Source organism: Stenotrophomonas sp. S41 (assembly GCF_016624625.1).
In the GTDB taxonomy this organism is placed as follows: Bacteria; Pseudomonadota; Gammaproteobacteria; order Xanthomonadales; family Xanthomonadaceae; genus Stenotrophomonas.
The window spans coordinates 1-21,928 of record NZ_JACVTV010000072.1; the positions used below are offsets into that span (position 1 = coordinate 1).

19 protein-coding genes and 1 pseudogene are annotated in these 21,928 nt (G+C 66.4%); 13 read left to right on the forward strand and 7 right to left on the reverse strand.

Annotated features, from left to right (window positions below; translation table 11 throughout):
* Nucleotides 1–94: 94 nt before the first annotated feature.
* From glpK to IAE56_RS14500, 3 genes are all read right to left on the reverse strand, one after another.
* On the reverse strand, nucleotides 95–1,594 hold the full coding sequence (gene glpK, locus IAE56_RS14490) for a glycerol kinase GlpK (RefSeq protein WP_200752995.1): 1,500 nt from the start codon (nucleotides 1,592–1,594) through the stop codon (nucleotides 95–97).
* A 105-nt stretch (nucleotides 1,595–1,699) separates the two neighbouring features.
* The gene (gene glpD, locus IAE56_RS14495) at nucleotides 1,700–3,205 is read right to left on the reverse strand and encodes a glycerol-3-phosphate dehydrogenase (protein ID WP_200752996.1); all 1,506 of its coding nucleotides are present in this window, start codon (nucleotides 3,203–3,205) and stop codon (nucleotides 1,700–1,702) included.
* 132 nt (nucleotides 3,206–3,337) lie between these two features.
* Nucleotides 3,338–3,967, reverse strand: a complete 630-nt coding sequence (locus IAE56_RS14500) for an OmpW family outer membrane protein (protein ID WP_108770094.1) — start codon at nucleotides 3,965–3,967, stop codon at nucleotides 3,338–3,340.
* Nucleotides 3,968–4,154: 187 nt separating this feature from the next.
* On the opposite strand from IAE56_RS14500, the gene IAE56_RS14505 reads away from it, so the two are divergent.
* The 3 genes from IAE56_RS14505 to lpdA all read left to right on the forward strand — a co-directional run bounded on the left by IAE56_RS14505 (nucleotide 4,155) and on the right by lpdA (nucleotide 8,465).
* On the forward strand, nucleotides 4,155–4,670 hold the full coding sequence (locus IAE56_RS14505) for a DNA-deoxyinosine glycosylase (RefSeq protein ID WP_200752997.1): 516 nt from the start codon (nucleotides 4,155–4,157) through the stop codon (nucleotides 4,668–4,670).
* Nucleotides 4,671–4,837: 167 nt separating this feature from the next.
* The gene (gene aceF, locus IAE56_RS14510; RefSeq protein WP_200752998.1) at nucleotides 4,838–6,550 is read left to right on the forward strand and encodes a dihydrolipoyllysine-residue acetyltransferase; all 1,713 of its coding nucleotides are present in this window, start codon (nucleotides 4,838–4,840) and stop codon (nucleotides 6,548–6,550) included.
* A gap of 106 nt (nucleotides 6,551–6,656) precedes the next feature.
* Nucleotides 6,657–8,465, forward strand: coding sequence for a dihydrolipoyl dehydrogenase (gene lpdA / locus IAE56_RS14515; RefSeq protein ID WP_200752999.1), 1,809 nt, complete (start codon nucleotides 6,657–6,659; stop codon nucleotides 8,463–8,465).
* 130 nt (nucleotides 8,466–8,595) lie between these two features.
* Here lpdA and IAE56_RS14520 read toward each other — a convergent pair whose 3' ends face one another.
* A complete protein-coding gene (locus tag IAE56_RS14520; protein WP_200753000.1) occupies nucleotides 8,596–9,414 on the reverse strand; it encodes a hypothetical protein in 819 nt (272 codons plus the stop codon).
* 493 nt (nucleotides 9,415–9,907) lie between these two features.
* On the opposite strand from IAE56_RS14520, the gene IAE56_RS14525 reads away from it, so the two are divergent.
* From IAE56_RS14525 to IAE56_RS14565, 9 genes are all read left to right on the forward strand, one after another.
* The gene (locus tag IAE56_RS14525; RefSeq protein ID WP_079223564.1) at nucleotides 9,908–10,243 is read left to right on the forward strand and encodes a hypothetical protein; all 336 of its coding nucleotides are present in this window, start codon (nucleotides 9,908–9,910) and stop codon (nucleotides 10,241–10,243) included.
* A gap of 30 nt (nucleotides 10,244–10,273) precedes the next feature.
* Entirely contained in the window at nucleotides 10,274–11,074 is an 801-nt protein-coding gene (gene atpB, locus IAE56_RS14530; RefSeq protein ID WP_079223562.1) for a F0F1 ATP synthase subunit A, read from the forward strand.
* Nucleotides 11,075–11,146: 72 nt separating this feature from the next.
* Nucleotides 11,147–11,452: a F0F1 ATP synthase subunit C gene (gene atpE / locus IAE56_RS14535; protein WP_005411133.1), complete on the forward strand. Its 306-nt coding sequence runs from the start codon at nucleotides 11,147–11,149 to the stop codon at nucleotides 11,450–11,452.
* Between the two features lie 106 nt (nucleotides 11,453–11,558).
* Nucleotides 11,559–12,029 carry a F0F1 ATP synthase subunit B gene (locus IAE56_RS14540; protein ID WP_005419512.1) on the forward strand — a complete coding sequence of 157 codons (471 nt, stop codon included), beginning with the start codon at nucleotides 11,559–11,561 and terminating at the stop codon, nucleotides 12,027–12,029.
* 2 nt (nucleotides 12,030–12,031) lie between these two features.
* Nucleotides 12,032–12,559, forward strand: a complete 528-nt coding sequence (locus tag IAE56_RS14545; RefSeq protein WP_079223560.1) for a F0F1 ATP synthase subunit delta — start codon at nucleotides 12,032–12,034, stop codon at nucleotides 12,557–12,559.
* Between the two features lie 44 nt (nucleotides 12,560–12,603).
* The gene (gene atpA, locus IAE56_RS14550; protein WP_108747433.1) at nucleotides 12,604–14,151 is read left to right on the forward strand and encodes a F0F1 ATP synthase subunit alpha; all 1,548 of its coding nucleotides are present in this window, start codon (nucleotides 12,604–12,606) and stop codon (nucleotides 14,149–14,151) included.
* A gap of 95 nt (nucleotides 14,152–14,246) precedes the next feature.
* Nucleotides 14,247–15,110 carry a F0F1 ATP synthase subunit gamma gene (gene atpG / locus IAE56_RS14555; protein ID WP_200753001.1) on the forward strand — a complete coding sequence of 288 codons (864 nt, stop codon included), beginning with the start codon at nucleotides 14,247–14,249 and terminating at the stop codon, nucleotides 15,108–15,110.
* A 38-nt stretch (nucleotides 15,111–15,148) separates the two neighbouring features.
* Nucleotides 15,149–16,555, forward strand: coding sequence for a F0F1 ATP synthase subunit beta (gene atpD / locus IAE56_RS14560; RefSeq protein WP_200753002.1), 1,407 nt, complete (start codon nucleotides 15,149–15,151; stop codon nucleotides 16,553–16,555).
* 2 nt (nucleotides 16,556–16,557) lie between these two features.
* On the forward strand, nucleotides 16,558–16,980 hold the full coding sequence (locus IAE56_RS14565) for a F0F1 ATP synthase subunit epsilon (RefSeq protein ID WP_005411127.1): 423 nt from the start codon (nucleotides 16,558–16,560) through the stop codon (nucleotides 16,978–16,980).
* 193 nt (nucleotides 16,981–17,173) lie between these two features.
* On the opposite strand, the gene IAE56_RS14570 is transcribed toward IAE56_RS14565, so the two are convergent.
* The gene (locus tag IAE56_RS14570) at nucleotides 17,174–17,560 is read right to left on the reverse strand and encodes a GtrA family protein (protein ID WP_200753003.1); all 387 of its coding nucleotides are present in this window, start codon (nucleotides 17,558–17,560) and stop codon (nucleotides 17,174–17,176) included.
* 81 nt (nucleotides 17,561–17,641) lie between these two features.
* On the opposite strand from IAE56_RS14570, the gene glmU reads away from it, so the two are divergent.
* Nucleotides 17,642–19,009: a bifunctional UDP-N-acetylglucosamine diphosphorylase/glucosamine-1-phosphate N-acetyltransferase GlmU gene (glmU, locus tag IAE56_RS14575; protein ID WP_200753004.1), complete on the forward strand. Its 1,368-nt coding sequence runs from the start codon at nucleotides 17,642–17,644 to the stop codon at nucleotides 19,007–19,009.
* A gap of 119 nt (nucleotides 19,010–19,128) precedes the next feature.
* Here glmU and IAE56_RS14580 read toward each other — a convergent pair.
* Together IAE56_RS14580 and IAE56_RS14585 are read right to left on the reverse strand one after the other, a co-directional pair.
* Nucleotides 19,129–20,562 (reverse strand): annotated as a pseudogene (locus IAE56_RS14580) (HAMP domain-containing sensor histidine kinase); the annotation flags it as partial.
* Nucleotides 20,487–21,833: a sigma-54 dependent transcriptional regulator gene (locus IAE56_RS14585; RefSeq protein ID WP_200753006.1), complete on the reverse strand. Its 1,347-nt coding sequence runs from the start codon at nucleotides 21,831–21,833 to the stop codon at nucleotides 20,487–20,489. The pseudogene IAE56_RS14580 and the gene IAE56_RS14585, both read right to left, overlap by 76 nt.
* Nucleotides 21,834–21,928: the final 95 nt, after the last annotated feature.

Here is a 21,928-nt window from a genome sequence, read left to right on the forward strand (position 1 = left end):
GGTAGCGGGGGGGGGGGGGGGGGGGGGGGGGGGGGGGCGGGGCGGGGGGGGGGGGGGGGGGGGCGGGGCGCCGCCCCCCCCCCCGCTACCGCCTTCAATCAACGTGGAAGGCGAGGGTGGCGGCCACGGCCTGCTGCCACCCGGCATACAGCTTTTCGCGCCGCGCCGCGTCCATCTGCGGCTCGAAGCGGCGGTCCAGGCCCCATTGCGCGGCAATCTGTTCGCGGCTTTCCCAGAACCCCACCGCCAGCCCGGCCAGGTAGGCCGCACCCAGCGCGGTGGTTTCGGTCAGCCGTGGCCGCAGCAGCGGCACACCCAGGATGTCAGCCTGGAACCCGGCCAGGAAGTCGTTGCCGATCGCACCGCCGTCGGCGCGCAGTTCGCTCAGGGCGATGCCCGCATCGGACTGCATCGCATCGAGCACGTCACGGGTCTGGTAGGCCATCGCCTCCAGCGCCGCACGCACGAAGTGCGCCTTGCTGGTGCCACGGGTCAGGCCGAACATCGCCCCGCGCACATCGCTGCGCCAGTAGGGGGCGCCCAGGCCGACGAAGGCCGGCACCAGGTAGGCGCCGCCGCTGTCGTCGACCTTCGCCGCCAGCGCCTGGCTGTCGCTGGCACGGTCGATCAGGCGCAGCTCGTCGCGCAGCCACTGCACCACCGAGCCGGCGATGAAGATCGAGCCTTCCAGCGCGTATTCCACCTTGCCGCCGATGCCCCAGGCGATGGTGGTCAGCAGGCCGTTGCGCGAACGCACCGCCTGGGCGCCGGTGTGCATCAGCATGAAGCAGCCGGTGCCATAGGTGTTCTTGACCATGCCCGGCTGGAAACAGGCCTGGCCGAACAGCGCCGCCTGCTGGTCGCCGGCGATGCCGGCGATCGGGATCGGGTGGTCGAAGAAGAACTGCGGCCGCGTATGCGCGTAAACCGCACTGGAATCGCGCACGCTGGGCAGCATCGCGCGCGGGATGTCCAGCAGTGCCAGCAGGTCCTCGTCCCATTGCAGGGTGTGGATGTTGAACAGCAGGGTGCGCGCGGCGTTGCTGTAGTCGGTGACGTGCGCCTGGCCACCGCTGAGGTTCCAGACCAGCCAGCTGTCGATGGTGCCGAACAGCAGTTCGCCGCGCTCGGCGCGCTGCTGCGCCCCCTCCACGTGGTCGAGGATCCAGCGCACCTTGGTGGCCGAGAAATACGCATCGATCAGCAGGCCGGTGCGCTCGCGGATCAATGCTTCGTGGCCGTCGGAGCGCAGGCGCTCGCAGATCGCGTGGCTCTGCCGCGACTGCCAGACGATGGCGTTGTGGATCGGCTGGCCGGTGGCGCGGTCCCAGACCAGGGTGGTCTCGCGCTGGTTGGTGATGCCCAGCGCGGCGATGTGCCGTGGGTCGATCTGCTCGCGGCTGAGCAGCTCGGTCATCGTCGCGTAGACGCTGGTGAGGATCTCGCGCGGATCGTGTTCCACCCAGCCCGGCTGCGGGAACAGCTGGCTGAACTCGCGCTGCGCGCTGCCGACGATGTTGCCGGCGCGGTCGAACAGGATTGCGCGCGAACTGGTGGTGCCCTGGTCGATGGCCAGCACGTAGCGGGGCGTCATGGGGCGTCTCCGGTGGCGATGGGGAAATCCTAATGCATCGGTCGCGCCGCGCGCCGCCGCTCTGGTAGCTGCCAACCTTGGTTGGCGCACGTGGGAGTACCGGGGTCAGAGCCCTTTCCGTGGGAAAGGGATCCGACCCTGCATCCATGCCTGCAGGTGTGCCACCTGCGCTGCGTCCAGGCGCAGGCCGAGCTTGCTGCGTCGCCACAGCACGTCCTCGGCGGTGCGTGCCCATTCGTGCTGCTGCAGCCATGCGACTTCACGCGCATGCAGGCCGCCGCCGAAGTCTTCGCCCAGATCGGCCCGCGCGGCCGCCCCTTCCAGCAGTTGCGCGCTGCGGCTGCCGTAGGCGCCGGCCCAGCGTCGCGCGAGGTCGGCCGGCAGCCAGGGCGCATGCGCCTGCAGCCGTGCTAGTGCCGCCTCTGCATCGCCCCAGTCACTGCCGGGCAGGGCATCGCCGTGTGCCGTCCACGCCGGGCCCATGCCGGGCAGGTGCGTGCTCAGCAGGTCCAGCGCTTCCTCGGCCAGCACCCGGTAGGTGGTCAGCTTGCCGCCCAGCACGTGCACGGCCGGCGCGCCGCCGCCCTGCATCTGCAGCCGGTAATCACGGCTCAGCTTCGCCGCCTGCGGGTCGGCGTCGGCCAGCAGCGGGCGCACGCCGGCGAACTGCCAGACCACGTCGGTCGCATGGATCGGCTCGCGCAGGTAGCGGTTGGCCGCCGCGCACAGATAGTCCACTTCCGAGGGCAGCACGCTGCAGCGCGCCGGGTCGCCGCGGTAGTCGGTATCGGTGGTGCCCACCAGCAGATGGTCGTGGACGAACGGCAGCAGGAACACCACGCGCCCATCCGGCTGCTGCAGCAGGCAGGCGCTGTGGTCTGGCCAGGGCCGGCGCAGGACGATGTGGCTGCCCTGCACCAGGCGCAGCGCGGGCGAACCATCGCCGGGCTGCATGCGCTGCAGCAGGCCACCAGCCCAGGGGCCGGCCGCATTGGCAACAGTGCGGGCCTGTACGCTGTGGGTCTGGCCGTCGCTGTCTTCCAGCGTTGCACGCCAGAGCGTGGGCGTCTGCTGCAGGCCCGTGCAGCGGGTGCCGGTGAGGATGCACGCGCCGCGCTGGGCGGCATCCAGCGCGTTGAGCACCACCAGCCGCGCGTCGTCCACCTGCGCGTCGGCATAGCTGAAGGCCTGTTGCAGATGCGGCGACAACCACGACCCCAGTGCATCGGCGTGCAGCTGCAGCGAACGCGAGGCGGGGAAGGCCGGGCTGCGCTGGCCGAGGTGGTCGTACAGCCACAGGCCCACGCGCAGCATCCAGCGTGGCCGCAGGTGCGGTTCCCACGGCAGCACGAAGCGCAGCGGGTGGACCAGGTGGGGCGCCTGCCGGCGTACGGTTTCGCGCTCGCCCAGCGCCTTGCGCACCATGCCGAATTCGCGCTGTTCCAGGTAGCGCAGGCCGCCGTGGATCAGTTTGCTGCTGGCGCTCGAGGTGTGCGCGGCAAGGTCATGCTGCTCGCACAGCAGCACGCGCAGGCCGCGGCCGCTGGCATCGCGGGCGATGCCGGCGCCATTGATGCCGCCACCGATCACCAGCAGGTCGATTTCGTGCATGGCGTCCCCCATCCGTCGGTAGAGTCGAGCTTGCCCGACTGCCCTGAAAAGCAGTCGAGCAAGCTCGACTCTACAAAACAACAACGGGCCCCGCAGGGCCCGTTGTTTCAACACAGTGGAGCAGGGAGCCGCTTAGAAGCGCGCACCGATGCCGAACCCCACGGTCCACGGGTCAAGCTTGGCTTCGCCCACCTTCTGGCCGGCGACCTTCAGGTCCGGGCGCGAGTGCATGTAGCGGGCATCGGCGCGGGCAAACCAGGTGGAGTTGATGTTCATGTCCACACCCACGGTGCCGATGGCACCCTTGGCGTCCTTCAGGCGGATGTCATCGCCACCGGCGAAGTTCTCGTTGCTGAAGGCCGACTGGAAGTAGCCGACGCCCACGAACGGACGGAACACGTTGTCAGCCTGGCCGAAGTGGTACTGGCCGCTCAGCGCGACCGGCTGCTGCTCGACGCTGCCCAGGCGGGCATTGCCCGGACCCTTGACGCGGTGGTCGAACTTGTCGGCAGCGCCCCACAGCTCAACGGCCCAGTTGTCGTTGACGTAGTAGCTGAAGCTGACGGTCGGCGCCGGGCCGCCATCGACCTTCTTGATGCCGTCGATCGGATCGTTCTTCGGCTGCAGCAGCGACACGCCGCCAACCACGGCAAAATGCTTGCCCGAGGCGGTGTCTGCGGAGCTGCTGTCCTGCGCGAAGGCAGCAGGAGCGAAGGCGGCGGAGGTCAGCAGGGCGAGGCTCAGAATACGGATGGAGCGCATGGGGGAAATCTCCTGTTGTTTCTTGTTTTGGGCCCCCGGTTGCGGGGTGGAGTCACCGTAGTCGCCTCAACATGAATCGCATCCGACGCGCGTTAAAATTTGGTTTCCATTGTTCAGCGGGCAGAGCGAAACCGCTGTTTTACAGGGGTTTCATGCATATGCGATTGTTCATGCAGTTGGAGAGAATGTGAGCAGCGATGCGTTGTGCATCGGCCTGCCTGCGCGCGTGGAGCGCGATTGCCGCGTGCTGGTGCTGGGCTCGATGCCCGGTGTCGCCTCGCTGCAGGAGCAGCAGTACTACGCACATCCGCGCAACCGTTTCTGGCCGTTGCTCGGTGATCTGTGCGGGTTCGATCCGGCGCTTGCCTACCAGGCGCGGCTGCGCGCGATGGCCGATGCCGGTGTCGGCCTGTGGGATGTGATCGGCCAGTGCGAGCGGCGGGGCAGCTTGGATGCCGACATCGTGCGCGGTTCTGAAGTCCCCAATGCGCTGCCTGAACTGATCGCGGGCCTGCCGCGGCTGCGCCTGGTCGCCTGCAATGGCGGCGCGGCCTGGCAGGCACTGCAGCGCTGGGTTGTGCCGGATCTGGCGGCAACGCCGGCGCTGCTCGCGCTGCCCTCCACCAGCCCGGCCAATGCCGCGTGGTCCCTGCCGCGCCTGCGCCAGGCCTGGCAGCCGCTGGCTGACGCGCTGGCGACATGAAGCGGACATCGTCGGGACAATACGCTACCCACTGGAAGTGCCCGCAGGCCTTTGGCAACAGCGTGTCCCGGCGGCGTGCGTACTGAAAACAGCTGTAACGGTTGGCGCTGGCCCCCTCTGGCCGCACAATAGACGTTTCCCTACACCAGATTGCCGGAGTTATCCCCATGGCCGAAATCAAGGAAGCACTTGTCCCCGATATCGGTGACTACAGCGATATCCCGGTAATCGAGGTGCTTGTCGCCGTCGGCGACACGGTCAAGAAGGACCAGGGCCTGGTGACGCTGGAAAGCGACAAGGCCACGATGGAAGTGCCGTCCTCGGTCGCCGGTGTGGTCAAGGAAATCAAGGTCAAGGTCGGCGACAACCTCTCCGAGGGCAAGGTCGTGGCCCTGATCGAAGTGGCTGAAGGCGAGGCTGCCAAGCCGGCCGCTGCCGCCCCGGCCCCGGCCAAGGCCGCTGCCCCGGCCGCCGCCACCCAGAGCGCCCCGGCCCCGGCAGCGGCTGCCCCGGCCGCGCCGGCCGCCAGCGGCGGTGCCGTTGAAGCCCTGGTGCCGGACATCGGTGATTACACCGACATCCCGGTCATCGAAGTGCTGGTCGCCGTCGGCGATACGGTCAAGAAGGACCAGGGCCTGGTCACGCTGGAAAGCGACAAGGCCACCATGGAAGTGCCGTCCTCGGTCGCCGGCGTGGTCAAGGAACTGAAGGTCAAGGTCGGCGACAACCTGTCGCAGGGTGCCGTGGTTGCCATCATCGAGGCCGAAGGCGCTGCCGCGCCGGCCCCGACCAAGGCCGCCGCTGCCGCTGCCCCGGCCGCTGCCGAGACCTCCACCAAGGTCGAGCCGGTCGCCGTTCCGGCCCAGCCGGACAAGCTGGCCGCGCGCGAGATCGCCTCGGCCGGTACCCCGACCAGCCCGCCGGTGCAGTTCAATGCCGATGGCGTGCTGCCGGCCAAGGTGCCCTACGCCACCCCGGCCGTGCGCGTGTTCGCCCGCGAACTGGGCGTGGACCTGCTGCAGATCAGCGGCACCGAGAAGGGCGGCCGCATCACCAAGGGTGACGTGCAGAAGTTCGTCAAGGCCGCGCTCAGCGGTGGCGTGCCGGCTGCCGGCGGCGCTGCTGTCGCTGCCGGTGGTGGCCTGAACCTGCTGCCGTGGCCGAAGGTCGACTTCAGCAAGTTCGGCGAGACCGAAGTGCAGCCGCTGTCGCGCATCAAGAAGATTTCCGGTGCGAACCTGGCCCGCAACTGGGCGATGATCCCGCACGTCACCCAGTTCGAACAGGCCGACATCACCGACCTGGAAGGCCTGCGCGTGGCGCTGAACAAGGAAAACGAGAAGGCCGGCATCAAGCTGACCATGCTCGCCTTCCTGATCAAGGCCAGCGCCGCGGCGCTGAAGAAGTTCCCGGAATTCAACGCCTCGCTCGATGCCAGCGGTGAAAACCTGACCCTGAAGAAGTACTTCCACATCGGCTTCGCCGCCGATACGCCGAACGGCCTGGTCGTGCCGGTCATCCGCGACGTGGACAAGAAGGGCGTGGTGCAGATCGCGCAGGAAACCTCCGAACTGGCCAAGAAGGCCCGCGACGGCAAGCTCGGCCCGGCCGACATGAGCGGCGGCTGCTTCTCGATCAGCTCGCTGGGCGGCATCGGTGGCACCGCGTTCACCCCGATCGTCAATGCACCGGAAGTGGCCATCCTCGGCGTCTCCAAGTCGGCCATCCAGCCGGTCTGGAACGGCAAGGAATTCGCGCCGAAGCTGATGCTGCCGCTGTCGCTGAGCTACGACCACCGCGTCATCGATGGCGCCCTGGCCGCACGCTTCACCACGTACCTGTCGCAGGTACTGGCCGACATGCGCCGCGTGCTGCTGTAAGGCACCGCTTCGCCCCCACCGTGCGGCCGCTGCCCCTGGCGCGGCCGCGTGAACAGATGCAGTGACAGCCCGCCGGCCACGCCGGCCGGGCACGAGGAAAACCACCATGGCCACGATTGAAGTCAAGGTTCCCGACATCGGCGATTACAGCGATGTGCCGGTGATCGAAGTGTTGGTCGCCGTCGGCGATACGGTGAAGAAGGATCAGGGTCTGGTGACCCTGGAATCGGACAAGGCCACCCTGGAAGTGCCGTCCTCGGCCGCCGGCGTGGTCAAGGAAATCAAGGTCAAGCTGGGTGACACCCTCTCCGAAGGCGCCGTGGTCGTGGTGCTGGATGCTGAAGGTGCCGCCGAAGCCCCGGCCAAGGCCGCTGCGCCGGCACCGGCGGCCGCCGCCCCGGCCAGCAAGCCGCCGGTGACCCCGTCGCATCGCGCCCCGGCCGAGCCGGCGGCACCGAAGCCGGCGCTGTCCAGCGGCAAGCCGGCCGACATCGAATGCGAGATGGTCGTGCTGGGCTCGGGCCCGGGCGGCTACACCGCCGCCTTCCGCGCCGCCGACGTCGGCCTGGACACCGTGCTGGTCGAGCGTTACGCCAGCCTCGGCGGCGTCTGCCTCAACGTGGGCTGCATTCCGTCCAAGGCCCTGCTGCACGCCGCAGCGGTCATCGATGAAGTGGCCCATGCCGGTGATTTCGGCGTCGAATTCGGCAAGCCGACCATCACCCTGGACAAGCTGCGCCAGTACAAGGAAAAGGTCGTCAACCAGCTGACCAAGGGCCTGGCCGGCATGGCCAAGCAGCGCAAGGTCCGCAGCGTGCAGGGCGTCGGCAGGTTTGTTTCGGCCAACGAACTGGAAATCACCGCCGCTGACGGCAGCACCCAGCTGCTGCGCTTCCAGAAGTGCATCATCGCCGCCGGTTCGCAGGCGGTGAAGCTGCCGAACTTCCCGTGGGACGACAAGCGCGTGATGGATTCCACCGACGCGCTGGAGCTGGCCGAAGTGCCGGGCTCGCTGCTGGTCGTCGGCGGCGGCATCATCGGCCTGGAAATGGCCACCGTGTATGGCGCGCTGGGCAGCAAGGTCACCGTGGTCGAGTTCATGGACCAGCTGATGCCGGGCGCTGACAAGGACCTGGTCAAGCCGCTGGCCGACCGCCTGAAGAAGCAGGGCATCGAAGTCCACCTGAAGACCAAGGCCTCGGGCGTCACCGCCGATGCCAAGGGCATCACCGTGACCTTCGACGCTGCCGAGGAAGGCCAGACGCCGGCACTGGCGCAGGGCACCTTCGACCGCGTGCTGGTGGCCGTGGGCCGCTCGCCGAACGGCAAGAAGATCGATGCTGAAAAGGCCGGCGTGCAGGTCACCGACCGCGGCTTCATTCCGGTCGATCGCCAGATGCGCACCAACGTGCCGCACATCTTCGCCATCGGCGACATCGTCGGCAACCCGATGCTGGCCCACAAGGCCACGCACGAAGGCAAGCTGGCCGCCGAAGTGGCTGCCGGCCACAAGAAGGAATGGGTCGCCCGCGTGATTCCGTCGGTGGCCTACACCAACCCGGAAATCGCCTGGGTGGGTGTGACCGAGACTGAAGCCAAGGCCAAGGGTCTGAAGGTGGGCGTGGCCAAGTTCCCGTGGGCCGCCAGCGGCCGCGCGATCGGCATCGGCCGTACCGAAGGCTTCACCAAGCTGATCTTCGACGAAGAGACCCACCGCATCATCGGTGGTGCCATCGTCGGCGTGCACGCCGGTGACCTGCTGGCCGAGATCGGCCTGGCCATCGAAATGGGTGCCGAAGCCGAAGACATCGGCCACACCATCCATGCCCACCCGACGCTGAGCGAATCGGTGGCGATGGCCTCGGAAATCTACGACGGCACGATCACCGATCTGTACATGCCGAAGAAGAAATAACGCGCCTGCGCGTTGCAGACGAAGAACCCGGCGAAAGCCGGGTTTTTTGTTGGCCGAACGGTGCGGGCGCATGAAAAAACGCGGCGCCGGTTGCCCGGGCGCCGCGCTGGAGAGATCGGGTAACGTTCGATCAGAAGGTCATGCTGATGCCGGCCACCGGGCCCTTGAATTCCTGCTTCAGGCCGAGGACGCCGTCGCTGCCCTTCTGGTCCACGTCCAGCTTGAACCAGTCATAGCCGGCGAACACGCCGAAGGTCTCGGTGAAGCGGTATTCGACGATGGCGTTGGCGCGGCTCAGGTCGCCGTCGTAGTCGTCGAAGCTGCCCCACTTGGTGTTCAGGTACTGGCCTTGGATGTTGATCAGCCAGCGGTCGGCCGGGGTGAAGCTCAGGCGCGCGCCAACCACCGGGGCCACGCCGCTCTCGCTCTCATCCAGGAAGCGACCGTTGTAGACGTTGCCCAGGTCGGCAAAGCCCTTGGCGCTCACCTTGGCCCACTCGGCACCCAGCTGCAGGCCCAGGTCGAACTTCTCGGTGTCCACGACGGAGTAGTCGTACACCAGGCTGGCCACCTGGTACTTCAGTTCGGCCTTGACGAAGCTGCCTTCCGGCACGTTGATCTGGCCGAAGGCGATGCCGTCATCCAGGGTCTCCCGGCGGTCCTTGTCCCACTTGAAGTAGTCGAAGATCAGGCGCTGGCGGTCGCTGAAGCGGAACACGCCGTCAATGCGCGGCTCCCACTCCTTGCCGCCCATCTTGAAATCTTCGCTGACGTTGACGTCCTGGCCGGCAACGGTGGTGTTGCCGCGGATGGTGTTGTCGTTCTCGATGTTCATGGCACCCACGCGCAGCGTGAAGCGCGGATCGCCTTCGGCAGCGTGGGCGGCATTGGCGAACGAGGCGCCGGCGGCGAGCAGCGAGAGAGCGAGCAGGGTGGGTACGGGGCGCATCGCAGAGTCCTTGCAGTGGTTAATTCGGAATGAAGGCCACTGTGCCGGACGTGCAGGTCCACCCTACGTGAACGTATGGTCCACGCGGTGTGGACGGTTCAGCGCTGTCATGACGTTGCAAAGAAGATGGCCCCGGAGAGGACTACGGGGCCATCCGGGGACCTGCGGGGCGAAGCGTCGACGAGGTTGCTGCAGGCAGGTCGAAAGGTAGGACAGGCGGCGCGCGGGAAAGTTCCGCGGCCTGCGACCAAAGTTGAATACGCTGCAACGCAACATGGCGCGGACGCTATTGTCCCCCCTGTGGGCCGTAAAAATCCTGCCGATTCGGCAACTTGCGGCTCCCTGGATGAACAGGCAGCGGTTGTCTCACAAATTGTCCCATTGCTATAATTTGGCGGCTCGATGAGGCACGCACGTTGTAACGGCCTCCGCCCTTCACAAGAACCATGTGGGACATCCTGTGCTGAACTCCGTTGAAGCGGGTCGGCGACTGATGCTGCGCGCCGCGGTCTATCCGCTGGTCGCAGTGGCTGTCCTGGCCCTGGCATTCCTGCTGTTGGCGGGGCAGAAGGCCGCACTGGGTGCGCTGCTGTCCGGCGTGGCGGTCTCGGCCGGGGGCTGGGTGGCGGCACGGATGGCACTGAGCGGGGGCGCAGTTGCAGCAGGTTCGGCGATGGCGCGCCTGATCATTGCGGTCGTTGCGAAGTGGGCAGTCGTTTTCGGCGTCCTGCTGGCGGGTTTTCTGGTCTTCAAGCTGCCTGCATTGGCGCTGTTGGCCGGTATCGCCGTCGGTCTGATGTTCCAGGTCCTGGCTCTGGCCAGGCGTTGACAGAATTCAATTAACTAAGGTTCCGGACACATGGCGGGCGAGGCTCTAACCCCTACCAGCTACATCCAGCATCACCTGCAGAACCTGACCGCACCGGTCGGCAACGGCGAAGGGATGTTCTGGCACATCCACGTCGATACCTTCCTCACCGCCGTCCTGATGGGCCTGGTGATCGTGGTCGCGTTCTGGATGGGTACCCGCAAGGCCACCGCCGGCGTGCCGGGCAAGTGGCAGGCCTTCGTGGAAATCTGCCTGGAGTTCGTTGACCGCCAGGCCAAGGACACCTACCACGGCAAGAGCAAGCTGGTCACGCCGATCGCCATCACCATCTTCTTCTGGATTCTGCTGATGAATCTGCTGAAGATGATCCCGGCCGATTTCATCGCCAAGCCGCTGGAAATGGCCGGTGTCCACTACTGGAAGCCGGTGCCGACCGCTGACGTCAACGCCACCCTGGGCATGGCCTTCAGCGTGTTCTTCCTGATGCTCTTCTTCGCGCTGAAGTCGAAGGGCCTGCTGGGCTTCATCAAGGAATTCCTGACGGCGCCGTTCGGCAAGTGGATGATGCCGTTCAACCTGATCCTCAACATCGTCGAGTGGCTGAGCAAGCCGATCTCGCTGGCGATGCGACTGTTCGGCAACATGTTCGGCGGCGAAATCGTGTTCCTGCTGATCTGGGTGCTGGGTGGTGCCGGTTTCTTCGGTGCCATTGCCGGTGGTGCATTCGGTCTGGGCTGGATGCTGTTCCACCTGCTGGTGATCCCGCTGCAGGCCTTCATCTTCATGATGCTGTCGATCGTGTACCTGAGCCTGTCAGAAGACGCTCACTAAAGTTCCAAGCTTCAACCAGTTTCACCTTCATCCGTTTCATCACCCTTAGCAACTTAGTTCCTGGAGATAACCATGTACTTCGCCGTCCTGACCAACTTCGCGCAGATTCAGAGCTCCACCGCCCTTGCCGTCGGCATCATGATCGGCCTGGCCGCGCTGGGCGCTGGCCTGGGTCTGGCCATCATGGCTGGTAAGTTCCTGGAGTCGGCCGCCCGCCAGCCGGAACTGATCCCGGTCCTGCAGGTCCGCATGTTCATCACCGCCGGCCTGATCGACGCCGCGTTCATCATCTCGGTCGCCGTCGGCCTGCTGCTGGCCTTCGCCAACCCGCTGTCGGCTGCCTTCGCTGGCGCCGTCACCAAGGCTCTGGCCGGCTGATACAGCGGTTTGAGACGACCGGGTGCTGATGCACCCGGTTTCGGATGAAGGCCGGATGCGCCGCTTCGGCGGCGCGTCCACCCCGAAACCAGCGATCGAGCTAACCATGAATATCAATTTCACCCTTCTTGCGCAGGCGCTCGCCTTCGCTGGTCTGATCTGGATCATCGCGACCAAGATCTGGCCGCCGCTGATGAACGCGATCGAAGAGCGCCAGCAGAAGATCGCTGAAGGCCTCGCTGCTGCCGACCGCAGCCAGAAAGATCTGGCCCAGGCGCAGGAGAAGGTCAACGAAGCGCTGAAAGAAGCACGCACCAAGGCCAACGAGATCATCGACCAGGCCCACGCGCGCGCCAACCAGATCGTTGATGCTGCCCGTAACGAAGCGATCACCGAAGCCACCCGTCAGAAGGAACTGGCCCAGGCTGAGATCGACGCCGCCGCCAACCGTGCCCGTGAAGATCTGCGCAAGCAGGTGTCCGCGCTGGCCGTGACCGGTGCCGAAAAGCTGCTCAAGCGCGAAATCGACGCCAACGCCCACAAGGCGCTGCTCGACGAGCTGGCCTCGGAGATCTAAGGATGAGCCAGGCCCTCACGCTTGCCCGCCCGTACGCCCGCGCCGCCTTCGCGACCGCGCGTGACGAAGGCACGTTCGCGCCGTGGTCGGACGCCCTGGCGTTCTCCGCCCACGTCGCCGCCGACCCGCGCGTGGCGGCCCTGCTCGCCAACCCGGAGCTGGGTCGCGACGAAGCCGTCGCACTGCTGGCACCGGAAACCCACGGTGAGACCTACTCGCGTTTCCTCGCCGTGCTGGCCGAATCGCATCGTCTGCCGCTGCTGCCGGAAATCGCTGGCATGTTCGACGCCCTGCGCGCCGAAGCCGAGCACGTGGTCAAGGCCACGGTGACCTCGGCGGCCGAACTGTCGGCCGGTGAGCTGGACGCGATCAAGGTCGCGCTGCGCAAGCGCTTCAACCGCGAGGTTGACGTGACCACCGCGGTCGATGCCTCGCTGATCGGCGGTGCCGTCATCGACGCCGGCGACGTGGTCATCGATGGTTCGCTGAAGGGCAAGCTGGCCCGTCTGCAGACCGCGCTCGCTAACTGAATTCATTTAACGTCCGGCCCCGCTGCCGGCACTAGGACTTGACGATGGCAACCACGCTCAACCCCTCCGAAATCAGCGAACTGATCAAGAACCGCATCGAGAAGGTCAAGCTGGCCGCGGAATCGCGCAACGAAGGCACCGTGACCAGCGTGTCCGACGGCATCGTGCGCATCTTCGGTCTGGCCGACGTGATGCAGGGCGAAATGATCGAACTGCCGAACAACACCTTCGCCCTGGCCCTGAACCTGGAGCGCGACTCGGTCGGCGCCGTGGTCCTGGGTGACTACGAGCACCTGCGCGAAGGCGACGTCGCCAAGACCACCGGCCGCATCCTGGAAGTGCCGGTGGGTCCGGAACTGCTGGGCCGCGTCGTGAACGCGCTCGGCGAGCCGATCGACGGCAAGGGCCCGCTGGGCACCGACCTGACCGCTCCGGTGGAGCGCGTTGCTCCGGGCGTGATCTGGCGCAAGTCGGTCGACCAGCCGGTGCAGACCGGTTACAAGTCGGTCGACTCGATGATCCCGATCGGCCGTGGCCAGCGCGAGCTGATCATCGGCGACCGCCAGACCGGCAAGACCGCGATGGCCATCGATGCGGTGATCAACCAGAAGGGCACCGGCATCAAGTGCGTGTACGTTGCGATCGGCCAGAAGGCTTCGACCATCGCCAACATCGTGCGCAAGCTGGAAGAGAACGGCGCCCTGGCCCACACCGTCGTGGTTGCCGCGACCGCTTCCGAATCGGCTGCCATGCAGTACATCAGCGCCTACTCGGGCTGCACCATGGGTGAGTACTTCATGGACCGCGGCGAAGACGCGCTGATCGTGTACGACGATCTGTCCAAGCAGGCCGTGGCCTACCGCCAGATCTCGCTGCTGCTGAAGCGCCCGCCGGGCCGTGAAGCCTACCCGGGTGACGTCTTCTACCTGCACTCCCGTCTGCTCGAGCGCGCTGCCCGCGTGTCCGAGGAATACGTCGAGAAGTTCACCGAAGGCAAGGTCACCGGCAAGACCGGTTCGCTGACCGCGCTGCCGATCATCGAAACCCAGGCTGGCGACGTGTCCGCCTTCGTTCCGACCAACGTGATCTCGATCACCGACGGCCAGATCTTCCTGGAAACCGACCTGTTCAACGCCGGCATCCGCCCGGCCGTGAACGCCGGTATCTCGGTGTCGCGCGTCGGTGGCTCGGCCCAGACCAAGATCATCAAGAAGCTGTCGGGCGGCATCCGCATCTCGCTGGCCCAGTACCGTGAGCTGGCGGCGTTCGCGCAGTTCGCCTCGGATCTGGACGAAGCGACCCGCAAGCAGCTGGAGCGTGGCCAGCGCGTCACCGAGCTGATGAAGCAGAAGCAGTACGCACCGATGTCGATCGCCAACCAGGCGCTGTCGATCTACGCCGTCAACGAGGGTTACCTCGACGACGTGCCGGTCAACAAGCTGCTGGCCTTCGAAGAAGGCCTGCACGCCCACTTCGCCAACACCCAGGGCGAGCTGGTCGGCAAGGTCAACGCCACCGGCGGTTGGGACAACGACATCGAAGGTGCCTTCAAGAAGGGCATCGCCGAGTTCAAGACCACCGGCAGCTGGTAATCGCGGTCCTGTAGAGCGGAGCCATGCTCCGCTGGACCAGATGACAAACGGTTGAACAACGCGGGGCAACAGCCCCGCGCCACGGGAAACAAGAGATGGCAAGCGGACGCGAAATCAAAACCAAGATCAAGAGCGTGCAGAACACCCGCAAGGTGACGCGCGCCCTGGAAATGGTCTCGGCCTCCAAGATCCGCAAGGCGCAGGATCGAATGAAGACCTCGCGTCCGTACGCGCAGGCGATGAAGCAGGTGATCGGCCACCTGGCCCAGGCCAGCACCGATTACCAGCATCCGTTCCTGGTCGAGCGCGAGCAGGTCAAGCGGGTCGGGTTCATCGTGATCTCCTCCGATCGCGGCCTGGCTGGCGGCCTCAACAACAACCTGTTCCGCAAGATGCTGGGCGAAGCCAAGGCATGGCAGGACAAGGGTGCTGAAGTGGACCTGGTGACCATCGGCCAGAAGGCATCGACCTTCTTCCGCCGCGTGAAGGTCAACATGGTCGGCAGCGTGACCCACATCGGCGACGTGCCGAAGCTGGAATCGCTGATCGGTGTGATCAAGGTCATGCTCGACGCCTTCACCGAAGGCAAGGTCGACCGCGTGTACCTGGTCTACAACCGCTTCGTGAACACCATGACGCAGAAGGCCAGCTTCGATCAGCTGCTGCCGCTGCCGCCGGCTGAACAGCAGGTCGCTCACCACGACTGGGACTACCTGTACGAACCCGATGCCGCGACCGTGCTCGAGCACGTGATGACGCGTTACATCGAGTCGCTGGTGTACCAGGCACTGCTGGAAAACGTCGCCTCCGAACATGCTGCACGCATGGTCGCGATGAAGGCGGCGAGCGACAACGCCAACAAGCTGATCGGCACCCTGCAGCTCGTCTACAACAAGGCACGCCAGGCAGCGATCACCCAGGAAATCTCCGAAATCGTCGGCGGCGCGGCAGCAGTCTGACCGCGTTCGTTCAAAGCACACATTTAGAGGATGCAGCAATGAGTCAGGGCAAGATCGTTCAGATCATCGGCGCGGTCGTCGACGTCGAATTCCCGCGTGAGTCGGTGCCGAAGGTGTATGACGCACTGAAGGTCGAAAACACCGAAATCACCCTCGAAGTCCAGCAGCAGCTGGGCGACGGCGTGGTGCGTACCATCGCCCTCGGTTCCACCGACGGCCTCAAGCGCAACCTGGTGGCCGTCAACACCGGCCGCGGCATCTCCGTGCCGGTCGGCGCTGGCACCCTGGGCCGCATCATGGACGTGCTGGGCCGTCCGATCGACGAAGCCGGCCCGGTGGCCGCCAGCGACAGCTGGGAAATCCACCGTGCGGCCCCGTCGTACGAAGACCAGTCCCCGGCTACCGAGCTGCTGGAAACCGGCATCAAGGTCATCGACCTGATGTGCCCGTTCGCCAAGGGCGGCAAGGTCGGCCTGTTCGGCGGCGCCGGCGTCGGCAAGACCGTCAACATGATGGAACTGATCAACAACATCGCCAAGGCGCACAGCGGTCTGTCCGTGTTCGCTGGCGTGGGTGAGCGTACCCGTGAGGGCAACGACTTCTACCACGAAATGAAGGACTCCAACGTCCTCGACAAGGTGGCGATGGTGTACGGCCAGATGAACGAGCCGCCGGGCAACCGTCTGCGCGTCGCCCTGACCGGCCTGACCATGGCCGAGTACTTCCGCGATGAGAAGGACGAAAACGGCAAGGGCAAGGACGTCCTGCTGTTCGTCGACAACATCTACCGCTACACCCTGGCCGGTACCGAAGTCTCGGCACTGCTGGGCCGTATGCCGTCCGCCGTGGGTTACCAGCCGACCCTGGCCGAGGAAATGGGCGTCCTGCAGGAACGCATCACCTCGACCAAGAACGGTTCGATCACCTCGATCCAGGCCGTCTACGTTCCCGCGGATGACCTGACCGATCCGTCGCCGGCGACCACCTTCGCCCACCTGGACTCGACCGTCACCCTGTCGCGTTCGATCGCCTCGCTGGGTATCTACCCGGCCGTCGATCCGCTGGACTCCACCAGCCGCCAGATGGACCCGCTGGTCATCGGCCACGAGCACTACGACACCGCCCAGCGCGTCCAGCAGACCCTGCAGAAGTACAAGGAACTGAAGGACATCATCGCCATCCTGGGCATGGACGAACTGTCCGAAGAAGACAAGCAGGCCGTGTCGCGCGCCCGCAAGATCGAGCGCTTCTTCAGCCAGCCGTTCCACGTGGCCGAAGTGTTCACCGGCTCGCCGGGCAAGTACGTGTCGCTGAAGGACACCATCCGTGGCTTCAAGGCCATCGTCGATGGCGAGTACGACCACCTGCCGGAGCAGGCGTTCTACATGGTCGGCAGCATCGAAGAAGCGGTCGAGAAGGCCAAGAAGATGGCTGAGAAGGCCTGATCATGAGCACCATCCGTTGCGACATCGTCAGCGCCGAGCAGGAAATCTTCCGTGGTGAAGCGACTCTGGTCGTGGCTACGGGTGAGCTCGGCGAACTGGGCATCGCGCCCAAGCACGCACCGCTGATCACCCGTCTGAAGCCGGGCAAGGTCGTGGTGACCACGCCGAACGGCGAGCAGCTGGATTTCGCCATTTCCGGCGGCATCCTGGAAGTGCAGCCGCAGGTGGTGACCGTGCTGGCCGACACCGCGATCCGCGCGCAGGACATCGACGAAGCCTCGGTCCGCAAGGCCAAGGAAGAAGCCGAGCGCATCCTGGCCAACCGCGGTGAAGCCATGGAAGTGGCCGAAGCCCAGCAGAAGCTGGCTGAGGCCGTGGTGCAGCTGCAGGCGCTGGAGCGCCTGCGCAAGACCCTCAAGCACTGAGGTTCGCGCCACACCCGCAGAAACGCCGGCCTCGTGCCGGCGTTTTTGTTTGTGCCGGCGGCGTTGGTAGAGTCGACCGTTGGTCGACGATCGCGCGCAGCGCGGGTTTCAAGCGGCCCCCGAAAGAGCAGTCGACCAACGGTCGGCTCTACCGGGTAGGTTTTCCCGCGGCCCCGACGGGTAGAATCGGCCGTCAGCGGTAGACCACGTAGCGCATCAGCAGGAACGACACCGCGGCCAGCGCCGCTTCCACCAGGGGCTTGGCCAGCCAGGCGTATTGCAGGCCCAGCGCATCGTGGGCGGCGGATACCAGCAGCGTGCTGGCGACGGTCAGCAGCAGCCACACCGGCAGGAAGCGGGCGAAGCGGCGCCAGCCAAGTCGCTGCCGGCCCTGCGCATCGGCAAAGGTGACCCGGCCGTTCAACCAGAATCCCAGCAGCATGCCGGCCACGCGCCCGGCGACATTGGCCGGGGCCACCGGCGCGCCCGCCGCAGTGAGGGCGACAAACACCAGCCAGTCCAGCAACAGCTGCAGCAGGCCGATGACGATGTAGGCGCTTCCCTGGCGGAGCAGGCTCATGGCGGCAATCAAGGCGGACAGGCCGCCATGTTAACGGCGGACGCTCTAGAATCACCGGCAACGAACCACGGACCGCTGCCCATGACCCAAGCCCTGCACGTCATCATCCTCGCCGCCGGCGCTGGCAAGCGCATGAAATCCGTGTTGCCGAAGGTGCTGCAGCCGATTGCCGGCCAGCCGATGCTGGCTCACGTGATCGCCGCGGCACGCGAACTGCAGCCGGCTGCGATCCATGTGGTGTACGGCCATGGCGGTGAAGCCGTGCGGCAGCGCTTCGCCGACCAGGCCGACCTGTTGTGGGCCGAACAGGCGCAGCAGCTGGGCACCGGCCATGCGGTGGCGCAGGCGATGCCGGAGGTGCCGGATGCGGCGCAGGTGCTGGTGCTGTACGGCGACGTGCCGCTGATCCGCGCGGATACCCTGCGCCACCTGCTGGCGCAGCCGGGTCGCCTTGCGGTGCTGGTGGCCGAGGTCGACGACCCGACCGGCTACGGCCGCGTGCTGCGCGATGCCGAAGGCCGGGTCGGCTCGATCGTCGAGCAGAAGGACGCCAACGACGACCAGCTGCGGGTGCGCACCATCAATACCGGCATCATTGCCGCCGAATCGACCGCGCTGCGCCGCTGGCTGTCGCAGCTCTCCAACAGCAACGCGCAGGGCGAGTACTACCTGACTGATGTGTTTGCCTTCGCCGCGCACGAGTACACCCCGGCCGAGATGGCCCTGGTGACCGACGCGCAGGAAGCCGAAGGCGCGAATGATCCCTGGCAGTTGTCGCAGCTGGAGCGTGCCTGGCAGCGGCGCGCGGTGCGTGTCCTGTGCACGCAGGGCGCGCGCGTGCTGGATCCGGCGCGACTGGATATCCGCGGCGAGGTCACGGTCGGCAGCGACGTGCTGATCGATGTTGATGTGATCCTGGAAGGCAGGGTTGAGCTGGCCGACGGCGTGACCGTGGGGCCGTTCACCCGCTTGAAGGATGTGCGCCTGGGGCCGGGTACCGAAGTGCGCGCGCACTGTGACCTGGAAGGCGTGGTGTCCGAAGGTGCCGCGCAGATCGGCCCGTTCGCGCGCCTGCGCCCGGGCACCGTGCTGGCCGACGGTGTGCACGTGGGCAACTTCGTGGAAACCAAGAAGGTCACCCTGGGCGTAGGCAGCAAGGCCAACCACCTGACCTACCTGGGCGATGCGGTGATCGGCAGCAAGGTCAACATCGGTGCCGGCACCATCACCTGCAACTACGACGGCGTGAACAAGTCGACCACGACCATTGGCGACAAGGCCTTCATCGGTTCCAACAGCGCGCTGGTGGCGCCGGTGACGATCGGCGAAGGCGCGACCATCGCGGCGGGCTCGGTCATCACCCGCGATGCGCCGGACGGCAAGCTGACCCTGGCCCGTGCGCGGCAGGAAACGATCGACGGTTGGAAGCGGCCGGTGAAGAAGGGTTGAGGAGAGGCCGCCGGGCATGGCCCGGCGCTACCCGGAACCGCATCCACGCATGGCGTGGATCTACCGGGTGTTGGCGGCGTTGCAGTAGATCCACGCCATGCGTGGATGCGGCCGACCGGTCAACTCACCGGCAGCAGGATCGACACGCACAAGCCGCTATCGCCGCGGTTCTGCAGCGAAACCCTGCCGCCGTGCGCCTCGACGATCTCGCGGGTCAGTGCCAGGCCCAGGCCGGTGCCGTTGCGCTTGGTTGAGTAGAACGGCATCAGCGCGTTCTGCAGCACCTGCTCGTTCATGCCCTTGCCGCGGTCCAGCACGTCCAGGCGCAGCCATTGCGGCAGCCGCGTCAGCTGCACCTGCACGTCGTCGTTGGGCGGCTCCGCTTCGGCACAGGCCTCGTGCGCGTTCTTCAGCAGGTTCAACAGCGCCTGGCCGAACTGGGCGATGTCGATGCGGCTGCTCAGCGTCTCGTCCGGCTCGCGGTCCATGCCGAAGGGAATCTGCTGGCGCAGGCTGGACAGGAACGGCGCCCAGTGCACGGTCTGCAGCTGCGGCTGCGGCAGCTTGGCGAAGCGCGCATAACCGCGGATGAAGCCTTCCAGGTGGCGTGCGCGGTCTTCGATGGTGCTGAAGATCTCCGGCAGGCGATCGAAGCGCTCGCGCTTGACCAGCTCGCCGCCGGAATGGGCCAGCGAGGCGATCGGTGCCAGCGAATTGTTCAGTTCGTGGCTGATCACCCGGATCACCTTCTTCCAGGTCTGCACTTCCTGGCGGCGCAGTTCGGCGGTCAGCTGGCGCACCAGCAGCAGATCGTGCGGGCGGCCGTTCAGATGGAACGCGCGCCGCGACAGATGGTAGACCTGCTCGTCGTCCTCATCGGGCTCGACGCCCTCCTCGACCTCCGCGCGCACCGCGAACAGGCTGTCACCGCCGCGTGCGATGGCATCGCGCAGTTCCACTGGCAGCTGTTCGAGCACCTCTTCCATGCGCTGGCCTTCCAGCTTCCAGCCGCCGTGCAGCAGCTTGCGTGCGGCCAGGTTGGAAAACACCACGCGGGAAATGCCATCGCCACCGGCCGCGATCAGCAGCATCGCCACCGGCGTGTTCTGCACCATGGTGTCCAGCAGCAGTTCGCGCTGCACCAGGCCCTGGCGCTGCTCGCGCAGCACGTCGCCCAGTTCGCGGTGTGCGTCCACCAGGTCGCCCAGTTCGTCGTTGCCCGGCCAGTACACGCCAAAGTTGAACTCACCATCGCGATAGCTGCTGGTGGTGCCGGCCAGTGCGCGCATCAGCGAGCGCACCGGTGCGGTGGCGCGTCGCAGCGACCACCACATCAGCGACAGCAGCACGACCGAGGAGATCCCCGTCACCCACCAGCCGTGGTTCATCCAGTAGGCCAGCAGCCACGGCAGCGCGGCGGCCAGCGCCAGCACCGGCAGCAGGCGAAGGAACAGGAGGAAGGTGAAGGAGCGCCGTTTCATTCGCGCGGAATGCCGTGGCGGTCCATGCGCCGGTACAGCGCCTGGCGGCTCAGGCCGAGCTCGGCCGCGGCCTGGGCGATGACGCCGTGGTTGCGGGCCAGCACGTCCTCGATGCGTGCACGGTCGGGATCATTGCCGGCGCTCGGGGTCGGGCGCGGCGCGGCCGCTGCACGCGGCAGGTTGAGGTCGGCCACCTCGATGCGGTTGCCGCTGGCCAGCAGTTCGGCGCGCTGGATCACGTTGCGCAGCTCGCGCACGTTGCCCGGCCACGGGTGCCGCTGCAGTGCGGTGGCAGCAGCGGTCGACAGTGGCTTGCCGGCGCTGAGGAAGCGCTCGGCCAGCGGCACGATGTCGCCCGGGCGTTCCGCCAGCGGCGGCAGCACCAGTTCCACCGTGTTGAGTCGGTAATAGAGGTCTTCGCGGAAGCTGCCGTCGCGGATCATCGCCGGCAGGTCGGCGTTGGTCGCGCTGACCACGCGGACCTTCACCTGGCGCTCGCGGTTGGAGCCCAGGCGCTCGAAGCGGCCGGTTTCCAGTACGCGCAGCAGCTTCATCTGCCCGCCCAGCGACAGGTTGCCGATCTCGTCCAGGAACAGCGTGCCGCCGTCGGCGGCTTCGAACTTGCCCTCGCGCGCCTTGTTGGCACCGGTGTAGGCACCGGCTTCGGCGCCGAACAGTTCGGCCTCGATCAGCTCGGAGGGCAGGGCACCGCAGTTGACCGCCACGAACGGGCCCTTCGCCACCAGCGAATTGGCCTGGATGATCTGCGCGATCTTTTCCTTGCCGGCGCCATTGGGGCCGGTGATCAGCACCGGCAGTTCCGAACGCGCGACCTGGCAGGCCAGGGCGATGACACGTTCGCTGGCGGGATCGGCGAACACGGCGCCGCACAGCTCGTATTTCTCTTCCAGCGCATTGCGCTGGCGTTCCTCGCGGGCGCGGCGCTGGTCCAGCTCGCGACGCGCTTCGGACAGTTCCAGCAGGTTGTTGACCGTGGTCAGCAGCTTGCGGTCATCCCACGGCTTGGCCAGGTAATCGGCGGCACCGGCCTTGACCAGGTCCACCGCGCTGCTCAGGTGCGTCCAGGCGGTGAGCAGGATGACCGGCAGGTCGGGATGGCGCGCGCGGATCTGCGCGAACAGGGCCTCGCCTTCTTCGCCCGAGGTGGTGTCCTCGGTGAAGTTCATGTCCTGGATGACCAGGTCGACGGCGTGTGCTTCCAGCATCGCCAGGCCGTCGGCCGGGCTCTGCGCCTGCAGGGTGTCGATGTCATGCAGGGAAAACAGCACATCCAGCGCGGTACCCACGCTGGCGTTGTCGTCGATGATCAGGATCGCGGGCATGGTTCGAATATAGGTAGCGCCGGGCCATGCCCGGCGGAATCAGGTGCAGCGTGGTTGGCAGAGCCGCCGGGCATGGCCCGGCGCGTCCGGACATC